General features: G+C 67.7%; 17 protein-coding genes. 11 read left to right on the forward strand and 6 right to left on the reverse strand.

The annotated features are described in order from the left end of the window. Positions 1–52: 52 nt before the first annotated feature. Positions 53–1,051 (forward strand): ABC transporter substrate-binding protein, encoded by a 999-nt coding sequence (locus AJAP_RS40920; RefSeq protein WP_038521730.1) that lies wholly within the window; start codon positions 53–55, stop codon positions 1,049–1,051. On the opposite strand, the gene AJAP_RS40925 is transcribed toward AJAP_RS40920, so the two are convergent. Then, positions 1,048–1,905: an alpha/beta fold hydrolase gene (locus tag AJAP_RS40925; protein WP_038521732.1), complete on the reverse strand. Its 858-nt coding sequence runs from the start codon at positions 1,903–1,905 to the stop codon at positions 1,048–1,050. The two genes, AJAP_RS40920 and AJAP_RS40925, sit on opposite strands and share 4 nt — an antisense overlap. Positions 1,906–1,989: 84 nt before the next feature. Continuing rightward, positions 1,990–3,402 carry a M20/M25/M40 family metallo-hydrolase gene (locus AJAP_RS40930; RefSeq protein WP_083649873.1) on the reverse strand — a complete coding sequence of 471 codons (1,413 nt, stop codon included), beginning with the start codon at positions 3,400–3,402 and terminating at the stop codon, positions 1,990–1,992. 373 nt (positions 3,403–3,775) lie between these two features. On the opposite strand from AJAP_RS40930, the gene pdhA reads away from it, so the two are divergent. The 8 genes from pdhA (at position 3,776) to AJAP_RS40970 (ending at position 12,889) form a co-directional block, all read left to right on the forward strand. Continuing rightward, entirely contained in the window at positions 3,776–4,981 is a 1,206-nt protein-coding gene (gene pdhA / locus AJAP_RS40935) for a pyruvate dehydrogenase (acetyl-transferring) E1 component subunit alpha (protein ID WP_038521738.1), read from the forward strand. A 1-nt stretch (position 4,982) separates the two neighbouring features. Further along, the gene (locus AJAP_RS40940; RefSeq protein ID WP_038521741.1) at positions 4,983–5,975 is read left to right on the forward strand and encodes an alpha-ketoacid dehydrogenase subunit beta; all 993 of its coding nucleotides are present in this window, start codon (positions 4,983–4,985) and stop codon (positions 5,973–5,975) included. Between the two features lie 16 nt (positions 5,976–5,991). Continuing rightward, positions 5,992–7,332, forward strand: coding sequence for a dihydrolipoamide acetyltransferase family protein (locus AJAP_RS40945; protein WP_038521743.1), 1,341 nt, complete (start codon positions 5,992–5,994; stop codon positions 7,330–7,332). Between the two features lie 149 nt (positions 7,333–7,481). Continuing rightward, on the forward strand, positions 7,482–8,051 hold the full coding sequence (locus AJAP_RS40950) for a TetR/AcrR family transcriptional regulator (RefSeq protein WP_037334344.1): 570 nt from the start codon (positions 7,482–7,484) through the stop codon (positions 8,049–8,051). 26 nt (positions 8,052–8,077) lie between these two features. After that, the gene (locus AJAP_RS40955; RefSeq protein WP_148311765.1) at positions 8,078–10,021 is read left to right on the forward strand and encodes an ABC transporter ATP-binding protein; all 1,944 of its coding nucleotides are present in this window, start codon (positions 8,078–8,080) and stop codon (positions 10,019–10,021) included. A 2-nt stretch (positions 10,022–10,023) separates the two neighbouring features. After that, the gene (locus AJAP_RS40960; RefSeq protein ID WP_038521748.1) at positions 10,024–10,524 is read left to right on the forward strand and encodes a P-loop NTPase family protein; all 501 of its coding nucleotides are present in this window, start codon (positions 10,024–10,026) and stop codon (positions 10,522–10,524) included. 44 nt (positions 10,525–10,568) lie between these two features. Then, positions 10,569–11,051: an FxsA family protein gene (locus tag AJAP_RS40965; RefSeq protein WP_038521751.1), complete on the forward strand. Its 483-nt coding sequence runs from the start codon at positions 10,569–10,571 to the stop codon at positions 11,049–11,051. Positions 11,052–11,137: 86 nt separating this feature from the next. Further along, positions 11,138–12,889: an ATP-binding protein gene (locus AJAP_RS40970; RefSeq protein ID WP_038521754.1), complete on the forward strand. Its 1,752-nt coding sequence runs from the start codon at positions 11,138–11,140 to the stop codon at positions 12,887–12,889. Here the strand turns inward: AJAP_RS40970 and AJAP_RS40975 are convergent. Both AJAP_RS40975 and AJAP_RS40980 read right to left on the reverse strand, forming a co-directional pair. Beyond that, positions 12,886–13,476, reverse strand: coding sequence for an SCP2 sterol-binding domain-containing protein (locus AJAP_RS40975; protein WP_051972751.1), 591 nt, complete (start codon positions 13,474–13,476; stop codon positions 12,886–12,888). The genes AJAP_RS40970 and AJAP_RS40975 overlap by 4 nt on opposite strands. 86 nt (positions 13,477–13,562) lie before the next feature. Continuing rightward, positions 13,563–14,198 (reverse strand): SCP2 sterol-binding domain-containing protein, encoded by a 636-nt coding sequence (locus tag AJAP_RS40980; RefSeq protein WP_038524859.1) that lies wholly within the window; start codon positions 14,196–14,198, stop codon positions 13,563–13,565. A gap of 128 nt (positions 14,199–14,326) precedes the next feature. Between AJAP_RS40980 and AJAP_RS40985 the strand changes: the two genes are divergently transcribed. Next, on the forward strand, positions 14,327–14,992 hold the full coding sequence (locus tag AJAP_RS40985; protein WP_007032385.1) for a TetR/AcrR family transcriptional regulator: 666 nt from the start codon (positions 14,327–14,329) through the stop codon (positions 14,990–14,992). Here AJAP_RS40985 and AJAP_RS40990 read toward each other — a convergent pair. Both AJAP_RS40990 and AJAP_RS40995 read right to left on the reverse strand, forming a co-directional pair. Next, positions 14,975–15,820, reverse strand: coding sequence for a MaoC family dehydratase (locus AJAP_RS40990; RefSeq protein ID WP_038521757.1), 846 nt, complete (start codon positions 15,818–15,820; stop codon positions 14,975–14,977). The two genes, AJAP_RS40985 and AJAP_RS40990, sit on opposite strands and share 18 nt — an antisense overlap. A 2-nt stretch (positions 15,821–15,822) precedes the next feature. Beyond that, positions 15,823–17,157, reverse strand: a complete 1,335-nt coding sequence (locus tag AJAP_RS40995; RefSeq protein WP_038521760.1) for a 3-oxoacyl-ACP reductase — start codon at positions 17,155–17,157, stop codon at positions 15,823–15,825. A gap of 92 nt (positions 17,158–17,249) precedes the next feature. On the opposite strand from AJAP_RS40995, the gene AJAP_RS41000 reads away from it, so the two are divergent. After that, positions 17,250–18,539: an acetyl-CoA C-acetyltransferase gene (locus AJAP_RS41000; RefSeq protein WP_038521763.1), complete on the forward strand. Its 1,290-nt coding sequence runs from the start codon at positions 17,250–17,252 to the stop codon at positions 18,537–18,539. Positions 18,540–18,562 lie beyond the last annotated feature (23 nt).

The raw sequence follows: 18,562 nt of genomic DNA on the forward strand, positions 1-18,562 counted from the left end.
GGGAAGGCTAGCCTAACGACGAAATCCGGTTCGACGGCGAAAGAAGATCTCCATGCACCTCTCCCGACGCGGCTTTCTCGCCGGCACCGCGGCGCTCGGCGCCACCGGCCTCCTGACCGCCTGCGGCTACCAGGACGAGACACCCACGCGGGGAGCGGGCGCGACCTGGTCGTTCACCGACGACCGCGGCCGGAAACTCGAAGGCGAGCGGCCGACGCGGATCGTCGCGCAGGTGACCGCGGCGGCGGCGCTGTGGGACCTCGGCGTGAAGTCGGTCGGGATCTTCGGTCCGTCGAAGTTCGCCGACGGCAAGCCGGACCCGCAGGCGGGCGGCGTCGACCTCAACACGGTGACCTCGCTCGGGAACGTGTGGAACGAGTTCAACTTCGACAAGTTCGTCTCGCTGAACCCGCAGCTGCTGATCAGCGTGATGTACCTCAAGGACCAGATGTGGTACGTCCCGGACACGCAGACCGAGAAGATCGACAAGGCCGCGCCCAGCGTCGGCGTCCGGCTGCAGGACATCTCGATGCCCGAAGGGATCGCGAAGTTCATCGCGCTCGCGAAGGCGCTCGGCGCCGACACCGAGACTCCGGCGATCAAGGCCGCGAAGGAGGAGTACGAGAAGGCTGACGCCGCGCTCGCCGAAGCGGCGAAGAAGGCCGCTGGGCTGAAGATCCTCCTCGTGTCCGCGCAGAAGGACGCCGTCTACGTCTCGAACGCGCCGAAATTCGCGACCTCGAAGCACTACCAGAGCAAGGGACTCGACTTCGTCACGCCGGAGGCGCCGGACGAGAGCCAGGGCGGCTACTACCAGCAGATCAGCTGGGAGAACATCGGCAAGTACCCGGCCGACGTGATCATGTACGACAACCGCGGCGGTTCGCTTTCGCTCGGCCCGGACGGGCTCGGCGGCGTGCCGACCTGGGCACAGCTGCCCGCGGTGAAGGCCGGGAAGCTGATCCCTTGGAACAACGAGACGCCGTTCTCGTACCAGCGTTTCACGCCGCAGCTGACGGAACTCGCCGCGACGCTGAACAAGTTCGCCTAGCCCAGGAACTCCCGTAACGCCGCCGCGAGGTCGGCCGGGTTGTCCTCGGCCATGTGGTGCCCGGATTCGATCGCTAAGCCGCGGACGTCGTCGGCCCATTCGCGCCACACCGCGATCGGGTCGCCGTACAGCTCGGCCATGTCATCCCGGCTGGACCACAGCATGAGGACGGGACAGCCGAGCTTCCGCCCGGCCGCCTTGTCGGCGTCGTCGGCTTCGCGGTCGGGCCCGAGGCCGGCGCGGTAGTCCTCCAACATCGCGTGAACCGTCTCGGGATCGTGGATCGCACGCAGGAAGTCGGCGTGGTTCTCCGCGCCCATCGCTTCGGGATCACCGCCGTACCAAGCGTCCGGGTCGGCGTTGATCACCCGCTCGGCGGGTTTCGCGAGCTGACCGAAGAAGAACCAGTGCCACCATTTCCGCGCGAAGGTCGCGTCGGCCCGCGCGAGCGCCTCACCGATCGGGACGCCGTCGAGGACGACCAGCCTGGTGACCGCTTCGGGGTGATCCATGGCCAGCCGATGCGCCACGTAGCTGCCGCGATCGTGCCCGGCGACGGCGAACCGTTCATGCCCGAGGTGCCGCATGAGGGCGACGATGTGCCTGGCCATGGCACGTTTCGAGTGCGCCGAGTGGTCTTCGGCGGTCTCGGGTTTCGAGGACTGGCCGTAGCCGGGGAGATCCGGGCAGACGACGGTGAACGCGTCCGCGAGCCGCGGCGCGACGTCGTACCAGGTGGTGTGGGTGCGGGGATGTCCGTGCAGGAGGACGAGCGGCGGCCCCGATCCGCCGTGGCGGACCCTGAAGGTCACTTCGCCCGTGTCGACGTTTTCGAGCTCGAAGCCTTCGAACATGATCCTCCCGCGCGTGCAATGAAAGGTCCTTTCCTAGCGAATTTTGCTAGGAAAGGACCTTTCATTGCAGCGTGAGCCGGGAGATCAGCTCTTGGCGTGCGCGTCCAGGATGTGCGCGACCGCCTCGGTGATCCGCTGCGCGAAGTCGATGTTCAGCCACTCGTCCGGCACGTGGATGTTCGAGTCCGGCCCGCAGGCGCCGGTGACCACGAACTGCGCGTCCGGGTACTTCTCGCCGAGCAGCCCCATGAACGGGATCGACCCGCCCATGCCGAAGCTCTTGTGCGGCTCGCCGAAGACCTCGCCGCTGACGTGGTGCAGCACCTCGTCGAGCCACGGCGCGGTGTCCGGAGCGTTCCAGCCGTTCTCCGCCTGAAAATCCCCGAGCTCGACCGAAGCGTCGTAAGGAACGTCGGTGGTGAGGACGCGGCGGACCGCCTCCATCGCGGCCTTCGCGTCGGCGGTCGGCGGCAGACGGAAGCTCAGCGTGAGCGTGGTGCTGTCGCGCAGCACGTTGCCCGCGTCGGCGGGGAGCGGGAAGCCCTTCGCGCCGATCACCGAAAGCGTCGGCCGCCACGAGTTGTTGAGCAGCAGCTCCAGATCGTCGTCGGAGACCGTCCGGCCGACCACCGGGAAGAGCGTCTTCGCCGCGCCGGGCGCGATCTCGACGACGCCACGAGCCTCTTCGACGCGGTTCTCCGGGATGTCGACGCTGAGCTCGGCGAGCTTGATCTCGCCGGTCTCGACGTTCTCGATCCGGTCGATCAGCGCACGCAGGACGCGGAACGAACTGGCCACGATGCCGCTGGCCATGCCGGAGTGCTGCGCGGACTCGAGCACCTTCACGGTGACGTTGACGTGCAGCATGCCGCGCAGGCTGGTGGTCAGCCACAGGCGCTTGTAGTCGGTGCCGCCGGCGTCGAGGCAGACGACCAGCGAGACCGCGCCGAGCTTCTCCTTCAGGTGCTCGACGTAGGCGGGCAGATCCGGGCTGCCGGATTCCTCACCGGTCTCCAGCAGCACGACCGCGCGGGAGTGCTCGCCACCGGCGGCGCGCACGGCTTCGATCGCCGTCGTCGCCGCGTAGCCGGAGTAGCCGTCGTCGACCGCGCCGCGGCCGTACAGCCGCCCGTCGCGGATCACCGGCGTCCACGGGTCGAGCCCCTCGGACCAGCCACCGACCGGCGGCTGCTTGTCGAGGTGCCCGTACATGAGCACGGTGCCCTTGTCGGCGGCTTCGGACGTCGCCGGGATGTCGACGACCAGCAGCGGGCTGCGGCCTTCGAGCTCCACGACCTCGAGCGTCGCGCCGGGGATCTCCCGCGCGGCGATCCAGGAGCGGACGTGCTCGACGGCGGCGGCCAGATGGCCGGTCTTCGCCCACTCGGCGTCGAACGCCGGCGACAAGGCGGGGATCGCCACCAGGCCGGACAGGCTGGGAAGGACGTCGTTCGTCCAGTTCGAAACCACGGTTTCGCGTACGGATTTCTGCTCCACGTCCGCCATCCTGCCACGGGTGCCGGAGAGTGGGATGGATCACAGCGGCGGGCACGGATCGTCATCGCCCGCGCCGGACAGGACACCCGTCCGGGTCTGTCGTCCGCTGGTCGACCCGCGAGTGCAACCCCTACTTTCGGCGGCCCCACACTCGGGCTTCCTAGCATTTTCCCTGTTCAGGCACCCTTTCTCAGCAACAAATCAGCATCCGGCCCTGACCAAAACGGCGTCCGGCATGCCAGGATGTGCGCACGAACCGTCAACGCCGATGGTGACCCGGCGCTTCAGATCCGACGCGCTGGTCCCCGCCGGCGCAGTCACTGTCGCCGCCACAAGTGGTCGCCAGCGGCGCCGACATCAAGGAGAGCAGCGCATGCCGTCCGAACACTGGACGCACCCGGAACCTGGAGACGGTCCCGCCGCCGCGGCGGCGCAACCCACCCCCGAACAGGTGATCGCGGGTTTGCGAGCAACGAGCGAAGGTGGCGCTGAGCTGACTCAGCTGCTCACTCCCGAAGGCGAACGGGTCGCCTCGCCGCAATTCGACCGGTATGTCGACGACATCGACGCCGAAGCCCTCAAAGGCCTGTACCGCGACATGGTCCTGGTCCGCCGGGCGGACCGCGAGGCCAACGCCATGCAGCGCCAGGGCCAGCTCGGCATCTGGGTCCCGCTGCTCGGTCAGGAGGCCGCGCAGATCGGCTCCGGCCGCGCGCTGGAGAAGCGGGACATGGCCTTCCCGAGCTACCGCGAGCACGGCGTCGCGTACGCCCGCGGCATCGACCTCAAAGAGGTGCTCGGCATCTTCCGCTGCACCGACCACAGTGGCTGGGACTACCAGGCCCACCGCTTCCACCCGTACACCATCGTGATCGGCAACCAGGTGCTCAACGCCGCCGGTTACGCGATGGGCCAGAAGTTCGAAGGCAAGGTCGGCGACGAAGACAGCGAAGCGACCATCTGTTACTTCGGTGACGGAGCGACTTCGCAGGGCGACGTGCACGAAGGCTTCGTCTGGGCAGCCGTCTACGACGCGCCGATCGTGTTCTTCTGCCAGAACAACCAGTGGGCGATCTCCGAGCCCACCGAGCGCCAGTCGCGGCTGCCGCTGTACCAGCGCGCCCGCGGTTACGGCTTCCCCGGCATCCGCGTGGACGGCAACGACGTCCTCGCCTGCCTCGCGGTCTCCCGCTGGGCGCTGGAGGAGTGCCGTCACGGCAACGGCCCGGTGCTGATCGAGGCGTTCACCTACCGGATGGACGCGCACACCACCACCGACGACCCCACCCGCTACCGGCTCTCCGACGAGCTGGAGGAGTGGAAGCTGAAGGACCCGATCGAGCGCGTCCGGGCGTACCTCGCCCGCGGTGGCGGCGCCGACCAGGCGTTCTTCGACCAGGTGCAGGCCGACTCGGACGCCTTCGCGGCCGAACTGCGCGACTATTGCTTCAACATGCCCGAACCACCACCGGACCGGATCTTCTCCCACGTGTACGCGGAGTCCACGCCGCTGCTGGACGCGCAGCGCGAGGAGTACCTGTCCTACCTGGACGGTTTCATCGGGGCGGGGGAGCACTGAAATGGCCGACCTCCAGAAACTCACCATCGGCAAGGCGATCAACCTCGGCCTCCGGCGCGCCATGGAAGAGGACCCGAAGGTCCTGATCATGGGTGAAGACGTCGGCAAGCTCGGCGGCGTCTTCCGCATCACCGACGGACTGCAGAAGGACTTCGGCGAGCAGCGCGTCCTGGACACGCCGCTCGCGGAATCGGGCATCATCGGCACCGCGGTCGGCCTCGCCGTCCGTGGTTTTCGCCCCGTCTGCGAGATCCAGTTCGAGGGCTTCATCTTCCCGGGCTTCGACCAGATCTCCAGCCAGGTCGCCAAACTGCACTACCGGACGCAGGGCAAGATCAAGATGCCCATCGTGATCCGCGTGCCGTTCGGTGGCGGCATCGGCGCGGTCGAGCACCACTCGGAGTCGCCGGAGTCGCTGTTCGCGCACATCCCCGGCCTCAAGGTCGTTTCGGTCTCGAACGCCGTCGACGCCTACTGGGGCATCCAGCAGGCGATCAAGTCCGACGACCCGATCCTGTTCTTCGAGCCGAAGAAGCTGTACCACTCGGGCGCGATGAAGTCCGAGGTCGACACCGACACCACGCCGGACCCGCTGTTCAAGTCCCGCGTCGTCCGCGAAGGCACGGCGGTCACCGTCGTCGCGTACGGCCCGTCGGTGAAGGTCGCGCTCGACGCGGCGACCGCCGCCGAGGACGAGGGCAAGTCGCTGGAGGTCATCGACCTGCGGACGCTCTCCCCGCTCGACCTGGAGCCGGTTTTCGAGTCGGTACGCAAGACCGGACGGCTCATCGCGCTGAGCGAGGCGCCGTCGGAATCGTCGCTGACCTCGGAGATCGCCGCGCGCGTGCAGGAGGAATGCTTCTACTCGCTGGAAGCCCCCGTGCTGCGGGTGACCGGATTCGACACGCCGTACCCGCCCGCCAAACTCGAGGAGCACTACCTCCCCGACCTGGACCGGGTTCTGCACACCGTCGACCGTTCGCTCGCCTGGTAAGGGGGAAATAGCTGAAATGCCCGAGTACAAACAATTCCCCCTGGCCGACACGGCGGAGGGGCTGACCGAGGCCGACATCATCGCCTGGCAGGTCAAGCCGGGTGACACCGTGACGGTGAACCAGATCGTCGTCGAGGTCGAGACCGCGAAGGCCGCCGTCGAACTGCCCATCCCGTGGGCGGGCGTGGTCACCGAACTGCTCGTCGAGCCGGGCCAGACGGTGGAGGTCGGCGCGCCGATCCTCACCATCGACGTCGACCCCGGCGGCAAGGCGGCACCGGCACCCGCCGCCGCTCCCGCGGCTGAAGAGCCGGCGGAAGAGGAGATGAAGCCGCTGGTCGGCTACGGCTCCAAGGCCGTCGTGACGCAGCGCCGGGCGCGCAAGGGTGCTGCTCCCGCTGCTCCGGCTCCGGTGGCCGCGGCTCCTGCTCCCGTCGCGCCTGCCGCGCCTGCGGTGGCTTCGAAGCCGAAGGGCGGGTACGTGCCGCTGGCGAAGCCGCCGGTGCGCAAGCTCGCCAAGGATCTCGGCGTCGATCTGCACGCGCTCACCGGCACCGCCGACGGCGGCGTCATCACGCGTGACGACGTGCACGCGGCCGCCAACGGTTCGGCCACACCGACCGCTGTGTCCACTGTGGACAGCGGCTACGACCCGGCGACGCGGGAACGCCGTGTCCCGATCAAGGGCGTCCGCAAGGCCACCGCCGCCGCGATGGTGCAGAGCGCCTACACCGCCCCGCATGTCACGGAGTTCCTGACCATCGACGTCACGCCGATGATGGAATTCCGAGAGAAGCTGAAGAAGTCGCGCGAGTTCGCCGGGGTCAAGGTCACCCCGCTGACCTTCGCGGCGAAGGCCGTCTGCCTGGCGGCCAAGCGCACTCCGGACGTCAACGCGGTGTGGGACGAGGCGGCGCAGGAGATCGTCTACAAGGACTACGTGCACCTCGGGATCGCCGCGGCCACCCCGCGCGGGCTCGTCGTGCCGAAGGTCCGTGACGCGGATTCGATGTCCCTCAAGGAACTCGCGATCGCGCTCACCGAGCTGACCGACGTCGCCCGCGAGGGCAAGACCACCCCGGCGGCCATGCTCGGCGGCACGATCACCATCACCAACGTCGGCGTCTTCGGCGTCGACACCGGTACGCCGATCATCAACCCCGGCGAGTCCGCGATCCTGTGCCTCGGCGCGATCAAGGACACCCCGTGGGTAGTCGACGGCGAGATCAAGGTGCGCAAGGTGCTCCAGCTTTCGCTGAGCTTCGACCACCGTGTGGTCGACGGGCAGCAGGGTTCGGAGTTCCTGGCCGACGTCGGCGCCCTGCTGGCCGACCCGGCGGTCGCGATCACCTACTGACGTTTCGCACGTGAAGGCCTCCTTCCCTCGGCTGAGTCGAGGGAAGGAGGCCTTCACGCGCTTCGAGGCTTATTCGCTTGACGGAGTGAGCGCTCACTCCGCACACTGGACGCATGACAGAAACCACCGCCCGGCGGAGAGCGCCGGGGATGAGTGCCGACGAGCGGCGCCGGATGATCGTCCAGTCCGTGCTGCCCTTGCTGGTGGAGCACGGCGCCGGTGTCACGTCGAGCCAGATCGCGCGCGCCGCGGGCATCGGCGAAGGCACCGTCTTCCGCGTGTTCAAGGACAAGGACGAACTGTTCGCCACCTGCTTCGCCGAAGCGCTGAAGCCCGACCAGGTACTCGACGCGATCGCGGTCATCGACCTCGAACAGCCCCTCGACGACAGGCTCATCGAGGCGGCCGACGCGCTCAGCGCGCACCTCCAGCGGATGGGCGCGCTCATGGCGGTCATGCATGGTTCCGGCAGGCGACTGGAGCATCGTCATGACGATCGCCGAGACCGGCGCAAGGAGTCGATGAGCGTCATGCGCGACGCCATGGCCGAGCTGTTCGAACCGGAGAAGGATCGGCTGCGCCTGCCGCCGTCGCAGTCCGCGGCGCTGTTCCTGTCGCTGCTGTTCAGCGGCCGGATCCGGTTCAGCGAGACCGGGGACGAGCCCACCACGATGGAGCTCGTCGACGTGTTCCTCAACGGCGCCTTGGCGGCCGCGTGATCGGCCCGCCCGGCGGGGGAGGCGGCCTGGAGCTGTTCATGGCCCGCGGCGGCAGACGCCGTCGTCCGCCGTCGACGGTGCCCGACAGCGGGCTGACCGGCCCGGTCGACATCCCGGAGCCCGAACCCGAAGCCGTCCCGAAAGACCTCAAGTCCCGGCTCGACCGCATGTGGGTCAACGTCGCGGGCACGGTCCGCGGCCTGCCGAAGGTCGCGAAGCTGACCTGGCAGGCAAGCCCGGCGCTGACCATCGTGATCACCCTGGTGACGCTGCTTTCCGGTCTCCTCCCGACGGCGACCGCGTACATCGCGAAGCTGCTGATCGACTCGGTGGTCGCGGCGATCCAGGGACACGGGACGAAGAGCGCGATCGTCGGTGTCGCCCTCTTCCAGTTCGGCATCCTCGTGCTCACCGCGGTTTCGCAGGCGCTGACCACCTATGGCCAGTCGCTGCTGCAGGAACGGATGACGCTGACCATCCGCCACCAGGTGATGGACCACGCGAGCAAGCTGCATCTTTCGTACTTCGAGGGTTCCGCGTCCTACGACATGCTGCGCCAAGCCGCGCAGGAGGCGCCGACCCGGCCGCTGTCGATGATGAACTCGGCCTTGGGCCTGGTCCGGACCGTGATCACCTTCGGCAGCATGATCGCGCTGCTCGTCTCGATCAGCCCGCTGCTGGCGCTCGTCGCCCTCTTGGCACCGATCCCCGCGTTCATCTCGCAATCGAAATACGGCGCCCGCGCGTTCTGGCTGACGTTGATGATGTCGCCGCTGAAACGACGGATGGACTATCTGTCCTCTTTGGTCACCACCGACACGTATGCCAAGGAGACCAAGCTCTTCGGTCTCGGTCCGTATTTCGTCGACCGGTTCCAGCGGCTCGGCCAGGTCTTCTACGACCGTCAGCGGACGTTGACCCGCAAGCGCAGCATCAGCTCGACATCGTGGGGCCTGCTCAGCACGGCCGCCGGATCCGCTATCGCGCTGTACATCGCGCTGGAGGCCGTCGGCGGCAGGCTCACCCTCGGCGACCTCGCGCTGTACACGGCGGCCGCGGCGTCGGTGCAGACGTCCGTCCAGGGCCTGTTCACCGCGTTTTCCGGGATGTACGAGAACAATCTCTATCTCGACACGCTGTATCGCTTCCTCGGGACGAAACCGGAGATCGTCGCGCCGCTCCAGCCGCGCCCACTTCCGTCCACTGTGGAGGGACACATCCAGTTCGAGGAAGTGTCCTTCACCTATCCGGGAGCGCCCGATCCCGCGCTCGACGGCGTGAGCTTCGAGATCCGGCCGGGTGAGACGGTCGCCGTCGTCGGCCGCAACGGGGCCGGGAAGTCGACGCTGTTCAAACTGCTGTGCCGGCTGTACGACCCGACGGGCGGGCGGATCCTGCTCGACGGCGTCGACATCCGCGAATACGACCCGGTGGAATTGCGGCGCCAGATCAGCGCGATGTTCCAGGATTACGTGACCTACCAGGGCACCGCCGCCGAGAACATCGGGCTCGGCGACTTGACGCACCTCGTCGACCGCGAACGGATCGAGACGTCGGCGAAACGCGCCGGCGCCGACGAGCGGATCGAGCGCCTGCCCAACGGGTACGACAGCCCGCTCGGGCGCTGGTTCGACCAGGGTGTCAGCCTGTCCGGCGGCGAATGGCAGAAGATCGCGCTGGCCAGGGCGTTCCTGCGGGAAGCGCCGATCCTCATCCTCGACGAACCGACGTCCGCGCTGGACGCCCAGGCCGAGCACGACCTCTTCTCGCGGCTGCGGGAGCTTTCGGAGGGACGCACGACGCTGTACATCTCGCACCGGTTCTCCACCGTGCGGCAGGCGGAGCGGATCCTGCTGCTGGAACACGGCAAGGTCGCCGAATACGGGACACACGACGAGCTGATGGCGGCGGAGGCGGGCTACGCCGAACTGTTCACCCTGCAGGCGGCCGCGTACCTCGACGAGGCTTGACCGTGCGGCGGATCATGGTCGTGGGCTGCAGCGGCGCCGGGAAGTCGACGTTCTCGCGACGACTCGGCGCCGCGCTCGGCCTGCCGGTCATCCACCTCGACCGGCTCTACTGGCGGCCGGGGTGGACACCGGCGCCGGACGCCGAGTTCCACGCCGCGCAACGAGAGGTCATCGCCTCCGACGCCTGGGTGATCGACGGGAACTACGGGGCGTCGATGCACCTCCGCCTCCCGAGAGCGGACACGATCGTCTTCCTCGACTACCCGCGTCGTATCTGCCTCCGGCGGGTCCTGGTGCGTAGCCTGCGCGACCTCGGCCAAGACAAGCAGGCGCCAGGTTGCCCCGAAAGGCTGGATCCGGAGTTCTATTCCTACGTCTGGCGCTGGCCGAAGCACCACCGGGAGCGGACGGTGCGACGGCTGGCGGAGCGAGGCGCGCACGCACGGCGGATCGTGCTGACCAGGCCTCGCGAGGCGGAGGAGTTCCTTCGCCGGATCGGCTGACCGGGGGTTGGGAGCAAAACGGGCAAGCCGTACGTTGTCCAGGTATGGCTGTCGCGTTCCTGCTCTATGTCGTCGCCGAGATCGCCGCCGTGTGGGCGGTGGGCTCGGCCATTGGCGTGCTCGGCACGATCGCGCTGCTCTTCGCCGGCGCGTTCGTCGGATCCTGGCTCGCGCGCCGTGAAGGCGGCCGCGCCTTCCGGGCGTTCGCCGAATCCGCGCGGCTCGGCCGTCCCGCCGACGCGGAGAAGGAACTCACCGACGGGATGCTGATCGGGCTCGGCGGTCTGCTGATCCTGCTGCCCGGTTTCGTCAGCGACGTCATCGGCCTGCTGTTCATCCTGCCGCCGACACGGAGTGTCGCGCGCAAGGTGTGGCAGAAGCGGATGCAGCGCCGGGCGGTCAAGTTCGCGAACCGCGCCCGCGGGCCGGTGATGGTCGTGGACAGCGAGGTCGTGACGGACACGCCGCCCGCGGAGGCCGCCAAGAAGCAGCCGCCGGTGATCGAGGGCCGCATCGTCGAGGGCTGACCCTCGCCAGCTTAGACACTAGCTTCGCCGCTAGGCTCCAGTGTCTAAGCTAGTGTCTAAGCTAGTGTCTAAGCTGGGACGGCGGCATGCTCTACGACGACCTCGCCGAGATCATCGCGAACCTTCGCGGCCTCGGCGGCGACCACGCCTTTGTCGAGGCCAAACGAGCCGAGTCAAAGCTTCCGAAGAGCGTCCGCGAAACGCTCTCGGCGTTCGCCAATACCAGCGGCGGCGTCCTGATCCTCGGCCTCGACGAAACCCAAGGTTTCGAGGCGACCGGTGTACGCGACCCGGCGAAGATGGAAGCCGACCTGGCGGCCTTGTGCTCGGAAAACCTGGAGCCGCCGCTACGCCCTCTCATCGGGACCCACCGTTTCGAAGGGGCGGATCTCGTGGTCGCCGAGATTCCCGAACTGCCGCCGGGCAGCAAGCCTTCGTTCAATCGGGGCGTCGGCATGACGCAGGGGAGCTTCGTCAGAGTCGCCGACGGGGATCGAAGGCTGAGCCCATACGAAGTCCAGCTGATGATGGCGAACCGCGGCCAACCGCGGGATGACGAGCAGCCCGTGGCCGGTACCACCATTGCGAACCTCGACCATGCCCTGGTCGACACTTTTCTGAGCCGACTCCGCCGCCACCGGAGCAGGGCTTTCGCGAACTTGGACACCACCGCGGCACTGCGCCGCGCGAAGGTTCTCGTCGGCACCGAGCTTTCCCTTGCAGGGCTTCTGGCGCTGGGAGAATACCCTCAGGAGTTCTTCCCGCAGCTCATGTTGACTTTCGTGCACTACCCGACGAAATCCGGGCCTGATCCTCGAAACGGAACGCGGTTCATCGACAACGTCGCCGCGGAGGGGCCGATTCCGGTGATGGTGGACGAAGCGCTCATCGCTCTCCGCCGGAATATGAAACGACGATCCACCGTTCGCGGCGCCGGACGGGCCGAAACGTACGAGTACCCGGAGACCGCACTACGAGAAGCAGTGGTGAACGCACTGGTGCACCGCGACTACTCGGGTACTTCCCACGGGACACAGGTGCAGGTCGAGATGTATCCCGACCGGTTGCTCATCCGTAACCCAGGGGGCCTTTACGGGTCGGTCCGCGAAGAGAATCTCGGCGTCGAAGGGACATCCTCGGCCCGCAACGCGACGCTGCTGAAGATTCTCGAAGACACCCCGTTGCCCGGGTCGGATCGTCCGATCTGTGAAAACCGTGGATCCGGAATCCCCGCGATGCTCGCCGCCATGCGAGACGCGAAGCTCAGCCCGCCTCGGTTCGCCGATGATATTTCCGCTTTTTCGGCGACTTTCCCGAACCACACCTTGATGGGCGATGACGCGGTTCGCTGGATCGCTTCGTTGGACGAGCACGGTCTCACCGACAGCCAATGCCACGGCCTCGCGATGCTGTTCCACGGGGAGACGCTCAACAACCAGGCCTACCGGAACGCCAACGACCTCGATTCGAGGGTGGCGACCGAAGAACTCGGTGATCTTGTCGCGCGAGGTCTTCTTGTCCCGGCCGGAGGTCGCCGGTACGCGCACTACACCCTCGCGGAAGACGCGGCTCCCGCTCCCACCGACAGCACCGATAGTCCGGCACCGCCGAAGCGGCGCGCCGATCGGCGTGAAGAGATCCTCGACGCCCTAGGTGACGACGAGGCGACACGTGCCGACCTGGTCGCGGTGACCGGGCTGCACGACCGCACGATGACGCGCTGGCTGACCGTATTGCTCAGGCAAGGACTGATCGAAGCGACCGAGCGAAATCTGCGGAGCCCCAACGTCCGCTACCGCCGTACGTCCAAGCGAACCCTCGATGAAACAGGTGGTTAGGCGCCACTCGGCTTCGGGATGTCGAAGTACCCGCTGAACCGCACGGCCGGCGCGTACTCGCCCTTCACCTTCACCTTGCCCGTCACGAACATCGCCGCCACCGCCGCGTTGCCGGTCGCCATCCGGATGAAGTCGTCGACGGAAAGGGTGATCGTGGTGTCCGGAGTGCGCGCGAGATCCGTGCTCGAAACGCAGACGCCGTCTTCGATGACCGTTTGAAAACGATCGAAACCGTCTTCTCCGTCACCATCGGTGAAACGCCACGCGACGACGAAGTCCACATGGCGCGCGCGTTCGGGAACGAAATGGTCCGACATTCTGCGGAAAATCTCGTCGAGGAACGCCGAACGCAGTTCCGGGTGATCGGCGATCGCCTTGAGCTGCTCCCGTGACGCCCGTTGCACGACGTCGACGAGCACCTCGGTCTCGAGTGAGCTCAACTCGATGCCCGCGCCGGTTTCGCCCAGCATGTGCAGGGTTTCCAGCACCTGCGTGAACTGCTCGGGGCTCAGTTTCGCGAGCTCGAGCTTCTCCGCGAACGCGTTGACGACGTGCTCGCCACCGGTGCGCGTCTTGTGCAGCCTCAACGGACGGGAAAGGCGTACCTTGTCCCGCCAGCGCCGGTTCTGGGAATTTCGGGGCACGGCACGGAAGTGTATCTGCTCGGCCGGGTTCAGGACGGTTTCGGAAGGTCGAAGAAACCGATGAGACCGGCCGCGAACGCCAGGTCACCTTTTACTTTGATCTTTCCGGTGACGAATAGCACAGCGGGCGTCGCCTGATGGGTGATGAGCCGGAAGAAGTCGACGGGCGCGATCGTGATCGTCACCCTCGGCTTCTCCTTCATGTCGCGACTGACCGTGCACTCACCGTGCGAAATCACCGTCTCGTAGCGGTCGTAACCGCCGTCACCGGTGCCGCCGGACAGCCGCCAGTGGACGACGGCGTGCAGTGTCTTCGCGCGGTCCTGCCGGATGTGGGCACCCATGCGGTCGAAGATCTCGCGCAGCACCCGCTCCCGGAGCGGCCGTTCGGCGACGACGCTCTCGAGTTGCGTGCGCGAGGCACGGGCGACGAGGTTCGCGAACCGGGCCGGGTCCACCTTGCGGAGGTCGAACGCGGGCGCGGACTCGGCGAGCCGTCCCAGCGCGGTCAGCAGCCGCCGGACGTCGTCCTTGCCGAGGTCCTTCGGGTCGATGGCGCCCGCGACCTCGTTGACGTCGAGAGAGTGCGCTTCGACCGAATCCGGCTCGATCCGTTCCAGCGCGTCGACCAGCGCGCGGCCGGTCAGCCCCACGATCTCGGTCATCATCCCTCCAGTTCCAGCTACCCGAGCGTAAGGCTACCCGCGAGTAGGTAGGCGGGCAAGCGTGCCGAAATCACCCATGCCGGTGGCAGCCCGGTAGCGTCTTACGCGAGCTAATGGGAGGTCTTGAGTTGTCCGAGGAAGTGCCGCGTCCCGCCGAACGCGCCAAAAGGCTGCCGAGAGCGGTGCGGGAACGCCAGATCCTGGACGCAGCGGTCTCGGTGTTCTCGCGCTACGGCTATCACTCCGCGTCGATGGACGAGATCTCCGAGGTCGCCGGCGTGTCCAAGCCGATGATCTACACCTACCTCGGCTCCAAGGAAGACCTCTTCGGCGCGTGCATCCGCCGCGAAGCCACCCGCCTGCTGGAGGCGGTGCAGGACGGGATCAAACCCGATCTGCCGCCCGACATGCAGCTTTGGCACGGTCTGCGCGCGTTCTACCGCTTCGTCGCCGACTATCGCGAGTCCTGGACGGTGCTGCACCGCCAGGCCATGACCGTCGGTGGCGCCTTCGCCGCGGAGATCACCGACATGCGCACCCGCGCGATCGAACTGGTCGCCGCGCTGGTCGTCTCCGCGGGCACCCGCAAGGGCCTCGGCGAGCAGGCCGAGTTCTCCGGCGCCGGGCTGTCCGCCGCGCTGGTCGGGGCGGCCGAGTCGCTGGCCGACTGGGCGCTCGACCACCCCGACGTCTCCGACGGCGTACTCGCCTCGTGGCTGATGAACCTGGTCTGGCTCGGGTTCAACGACCTGGTCGAGGGCGAGATCTGGAAGCCGTCAGAGAGCGACGACTGAGCCCTCCAGATGCGGCTTCGGTTTGCGGGCGTTCCACAGCTCGAAGGCCCAGCCATCTCCTTCACTCCAAGTAGTGAAAGCGGCCTTGGCGGGCAGCAGGACCGGCTGCTTGAACTTGACGTCGACGGTGAAGGCCTCCGGAAGCCTGCCTTCGAACGCCGCGAGCGCGTGCGCCTTCGTCCACATGCCGTGCGCGATCGCGGACGGGAACCCGAACGCCTTCGCGGTGATCGAGTGCAGGTGGATCGGGTTGCGGTCGCCGGAGACCTCGGCGTAGCGGCGGCCGATGTCGCCGGGCACCTGCCAGATCGCGGTGGGCGAAGGCTGCGAGAGCTGACCGCGTGAGGTCTTCTCGCCGCTGCCGTCACCGCGGCGCAGGTACGTGCTGACGTCCGTCCACACAGGACTGTCGTTGACGAGCAGTTCGCTGATCACGTCGAACTGCTTGCCCTTCTCGTGCGGCCGCAGATCCTCGGCGCGCACTCGCAGGGTGAACGACTCGTCGAGCCGCAGCTGCCGGTGCTGGGTGATCCGGTTGGCGACGTGCACCATGCCCAGCAACGGGAACGGGAAGTCGTCCTCGGTCATCAGCGCCATCTGCAGCGGGAACGCCAGGATGTGCGGATACGTCGCCGGGAGCACGTCGTCCAGCCGGAATCCGCACACCTGGTTGTACGCGGCGAGGTGGGCCGGGTCGACGACGACGCCCTCGCGGACGAACTCGGTCGACGGCAGCGTGTTCCCGCCGCTCTTGCGCAGCGAGCCGAGCAACGCCTTGGGGTACAACGAAGACAGGCTCGGCGACTCGTGGAGTTCCTTGACCGCCATGTTCACGCCCCCAGCAGTGCCTGGCCGCAGACGCGGACCACGTTGCCGTTGACCGCGGCCGAAGCCGGGTTCGCGTACCAGGCGATCGTCTCGGCGACGTCGACCGGGAGCCCGCCCTGGCCGAGGCTGGACAGCCGCCGCCCGGCCTCACGGATGAACAGCGGCACGGCGGCGGTCATCTTGGTCTCGATGAAGCCGGGCGCGACGGCGTTGATCGTGCCGCCGTACTCGGCGAGCTTCGGCGCGCCGACGTTCACCATGCCGATGACGCCCGCCTTGCTGGTGGCGTAGTTGGTCTGGCCGACGTTGCCCGCGATGCCGGCGATGGAGGAGACGCCGATGATGCGGCCGTTCTCGCGCAGCACCTTGTCGGACAGCAGCTTCTCGTTCACCGCGAGCTGCGACGCGAGGTTGACCGCGATGACCGAATCCCAGCCGCCCTCGGTCATGTTGCCCAGCGTCTTGTCGCGGGTGATGCCCGCGTTGTGCACGACGATGTCGACGCCGCCGTGGCGGGTGACGAGGTACTCGGCGAGCTTCTCCGGCGCGTCGGCGGCGGTGATGTCCAGCTGCAGCGCCGAGCCGCCGACCTTGTTGGCCACCTTCGACAGGTCCGCGCCCTGCGCGGGGATGTCGAGCGCGACGACGTGGGCGCCGTCGCGGCCCAGCACTTCGGCGATGGCGGCGCCGATACCGCGGGAAGCGCCGGTGACCAGGGCGACCTTGCCGTCCAGCGGCTTCGCCCAGTCGGCGGGCGCGGACGCGGTCTTGGTCTCGGTTCCGACGCGGATGACCTGTGCGTCGACGAAGGCGGACTTCGACGAGAGCAGGAAGCGGAGCGTGGACTCAGTAGCCTCTTCGGCTCCTTCGGCGACGTACACGAGCTGAGCGGTCGCGCCGCGCTTCAGCTCCTTACCGACGGAACGGACGAAGCCTTCGAGCGCGCGCTGGGCGATCCGCTCGTTGCCTTCGGCCAGCTCCGGGGGCGTCCCGAGGACGACGACGCGGCCCGAGGGCCCGACGCTCCGGATCACCGGGTGGAAGAAGTTGTAGACCTCGCGAAGCTGCTTCGGGTCCTTCACGCCTGTCGCGTCGAAGACGAGCGCGGCGTGCCTGTCCGTCGCGGCCGAGACGACCTCGATCCCCGCGCGGTGCAGCTGCGCCTCGATCACCTTTTCGAGGCGACCGCCCGGCGCGGCCCCCAGAAGTGCGGGACCCTCGAGAGCGGGCTGGCCGGGCTTGTACCGGCGGAGCGTCGCGGGGTTCGGCAGGCCGAGCTTCGGCACCACGAATTTCCCCACGGGGGATTTCGTGAACTGCTGGTACCTGTCAGCCATTACGTGCCTCCCGTGCAGTTTGCGTCACGTCGCATTCTAACCTACTCGCTAGTAGGTTACAGTGTGAGAGAGCCTACGGAGGAGTGGAAAAAATGGCCACGAAAAGGACGGCACCCGTGCGCAAGGTCGCGATCATCGGCGGCAACCGGATCCCCTTCGCCCGCTCGAACGGTCCGTACGCGAAAGCGTCGAACCAGGACATGTTCACGGCCGCCCTCGACGGCCTGGCCAGCCGCTTCTCCCTGCAGGACGAGGTGATCGGCGAGGTCGCCGCCGGCGCGGTGCTCAAGCACGCCCGCGACTTCAACCTCGCCCGCGAAAGCGTCCTCGGCAGCAGGCTGAACCCCGCCACCCCGGCCTCCGACGTGCAGATGGCGTGCGGCACCGGCCTGCAGGCCATCATCAACGTCGCCAACAAGATCGCCCTCGGCCAGATCGACTCGGCCATCGCGGGCGGCGTCGACACCACGTCCGACGCGCCGCTGGCGGTCAACGACGACCTGCGCCAGATCCTCGTGCAGCTCAACGCCGCGAAGACGCTCCCCGACCGGCTGAAGCTGGCCGCGAAGCTGCGTCCCGGGCACATCGTCCCCGAGATCCCGCGCAACTCCGAGCCGCGCACCGGCCTGTCCATGGGCGAGCACGCCGCGCTGACCGCGAAGGTCTGGGAGATCACGCGCGAGGCGCAGGACGAGCTCGCCGCCACCAGCCACCAGCGGCTCGGCGCCGCGTACGACAAGGGCTTCTTCGACGATCTGGTCACGCCGTACCTCAAGCTGGCGCGTGACCAGAACCTGCGGCCGGACTCCAGCGTCGAGAAGCTCGCGAAGCTGAAGCCCGCCTTCGGTGGTCCTGACGGCACGATGACCGCGGGCAACTCGACGCCGCTGTCCGACGGCGCGTCGACCGTGCTGCTCGCGACCGAGCAGTGGGCGAAGGCGCGGAAGCTGCCGGTGCTGGCGTACCTGACGTTCTCGCAGACCGCGGCCGTCGACTACGTCCACGGCGACGAGGGCCTCCTGATGGCGCCCGCGTATGCCGTCCCGCAGATGCTCACGCGTGCCGGACTCACTCTGCAGGACTTCGACTTCTACGAGATCCACGAAGCCTTCGCCTCGCAGGTGCTCGCCACCCTCAAGGCGTGGGAGGACCCGCAGTTCGCGAAGTCGAAGCTGGGTCTCGACGAGCCGCTCGGCTCCATCGATCGGGCGAAGCTGAACGTCAACGGCTCGTCGCTCGCGGCCGGGCACCCGTTCGCCGCGACCGGCGGCCGTATCGTCGCCACCCTCGCGAAACTGTTGAGCGAGAAGGGATCCGGCCGCGGACTCATCTCGATCTGCGCCGCGGGCGGCCAGGGCGTCACCGCGATCCTCGAAAAGTAGCGTTCGCCCGCAGCGGATCGGGG

It is taken from the genome of Amycolatopsis japonica (assembly GCF_000732925.1).
GTDB lineage: Bacteria > Actinomycetota > Actinomycetes > Mycobacteriales > Pseudonocardiaceae > Amycolatopsis > Amycolatopsis japonica.

Bases quoted from the DNA above. Each gene is read 5' to 3' on its own strand.
- AJAP_RS40970 (WP_038521754.1), top strand. From the start codon at position 11,138: ATGCTCTACGACGACCTCGCCGAGATCATCGCGAACCTTCGCGGCCTC.
- AJAP_RS40920 (WP_038521730.1), top strand. From the start codon at position 53: ATGCACCTCTCCCGACGCGGCTTTCTCGCCGGCACCGCGGCGCTCGGC.
- AJAP_RS40940 (WP_038521741.1), top strand. From the start codon at position 4,983: ATGGCCGACCTCCAGAAACTCACCATCGGCAAGGCGATCAACCTCGGC.
- pdhA (WP_038521738.1), top strand. From the start codon at position 3,776: ATGCCGTCCGAACACTGGACGCACCCGGAACCTGGAGACGGTCCCGCC.
- AJAP_RS40995 (WP_038521760.1), bottom strand. From the start codon at position 17,157: ATGGCTGACAGGTACCAGCAGTTCACGAAATCCCCCGTGGGGAAATTC.
- AJAP_RS40990 (WP_038521757.1), bottom strand. From the start codon at position 15,820: ATGGCGGTCAAGGAACTCCACGAGTCGCCGAGCCTGTCTTCGTTGTAC.
- AJAP_RS40950 (WP_037334344.1), top strand. From the start codon at position 7,482: ATGAGTGCCGACGAGCGGCGCCGGATGATCGTCCAGTCCGTGCTGCCC.
- AJAP_RS40980 (WP_038524859.1), bottom strand. From the start codon at position 14,198: ATGACCGAGATCGTGGGGCTGACCGGCCGCGCGCTGGTCGACGCGCTG.
- AJAP_RS40965 (WP_038521751.1), top strand. From the start codon at position 10,569: ATGGCTGTCGCGTTCCTGCTCTATGTCGTCGCCGAGATCGCCGCCGTG.
- AJAP_RS40925 (WP_038521732.1), bottom strand. From the start codon at position 1,905: ATGTTCGAAGGCTTCGAGCTCGAAAACGTCGACACGGGCGAAGTGACC.
- AJAP_RS40945 (WP_038521743.1), top strand. From the start codon at position 5,992: ATGCCCGAGTACAAACAATTCCCCCTGGCCGACACGGCGGAGGGGCTG.
- AJAP_RS41000 (WP_038521763.1), top strand. From the start codon at position 17,250: ATGGCCACGAAAAGGACGGCACCCGTGCGCAAGGTCGCGATCATCGGC.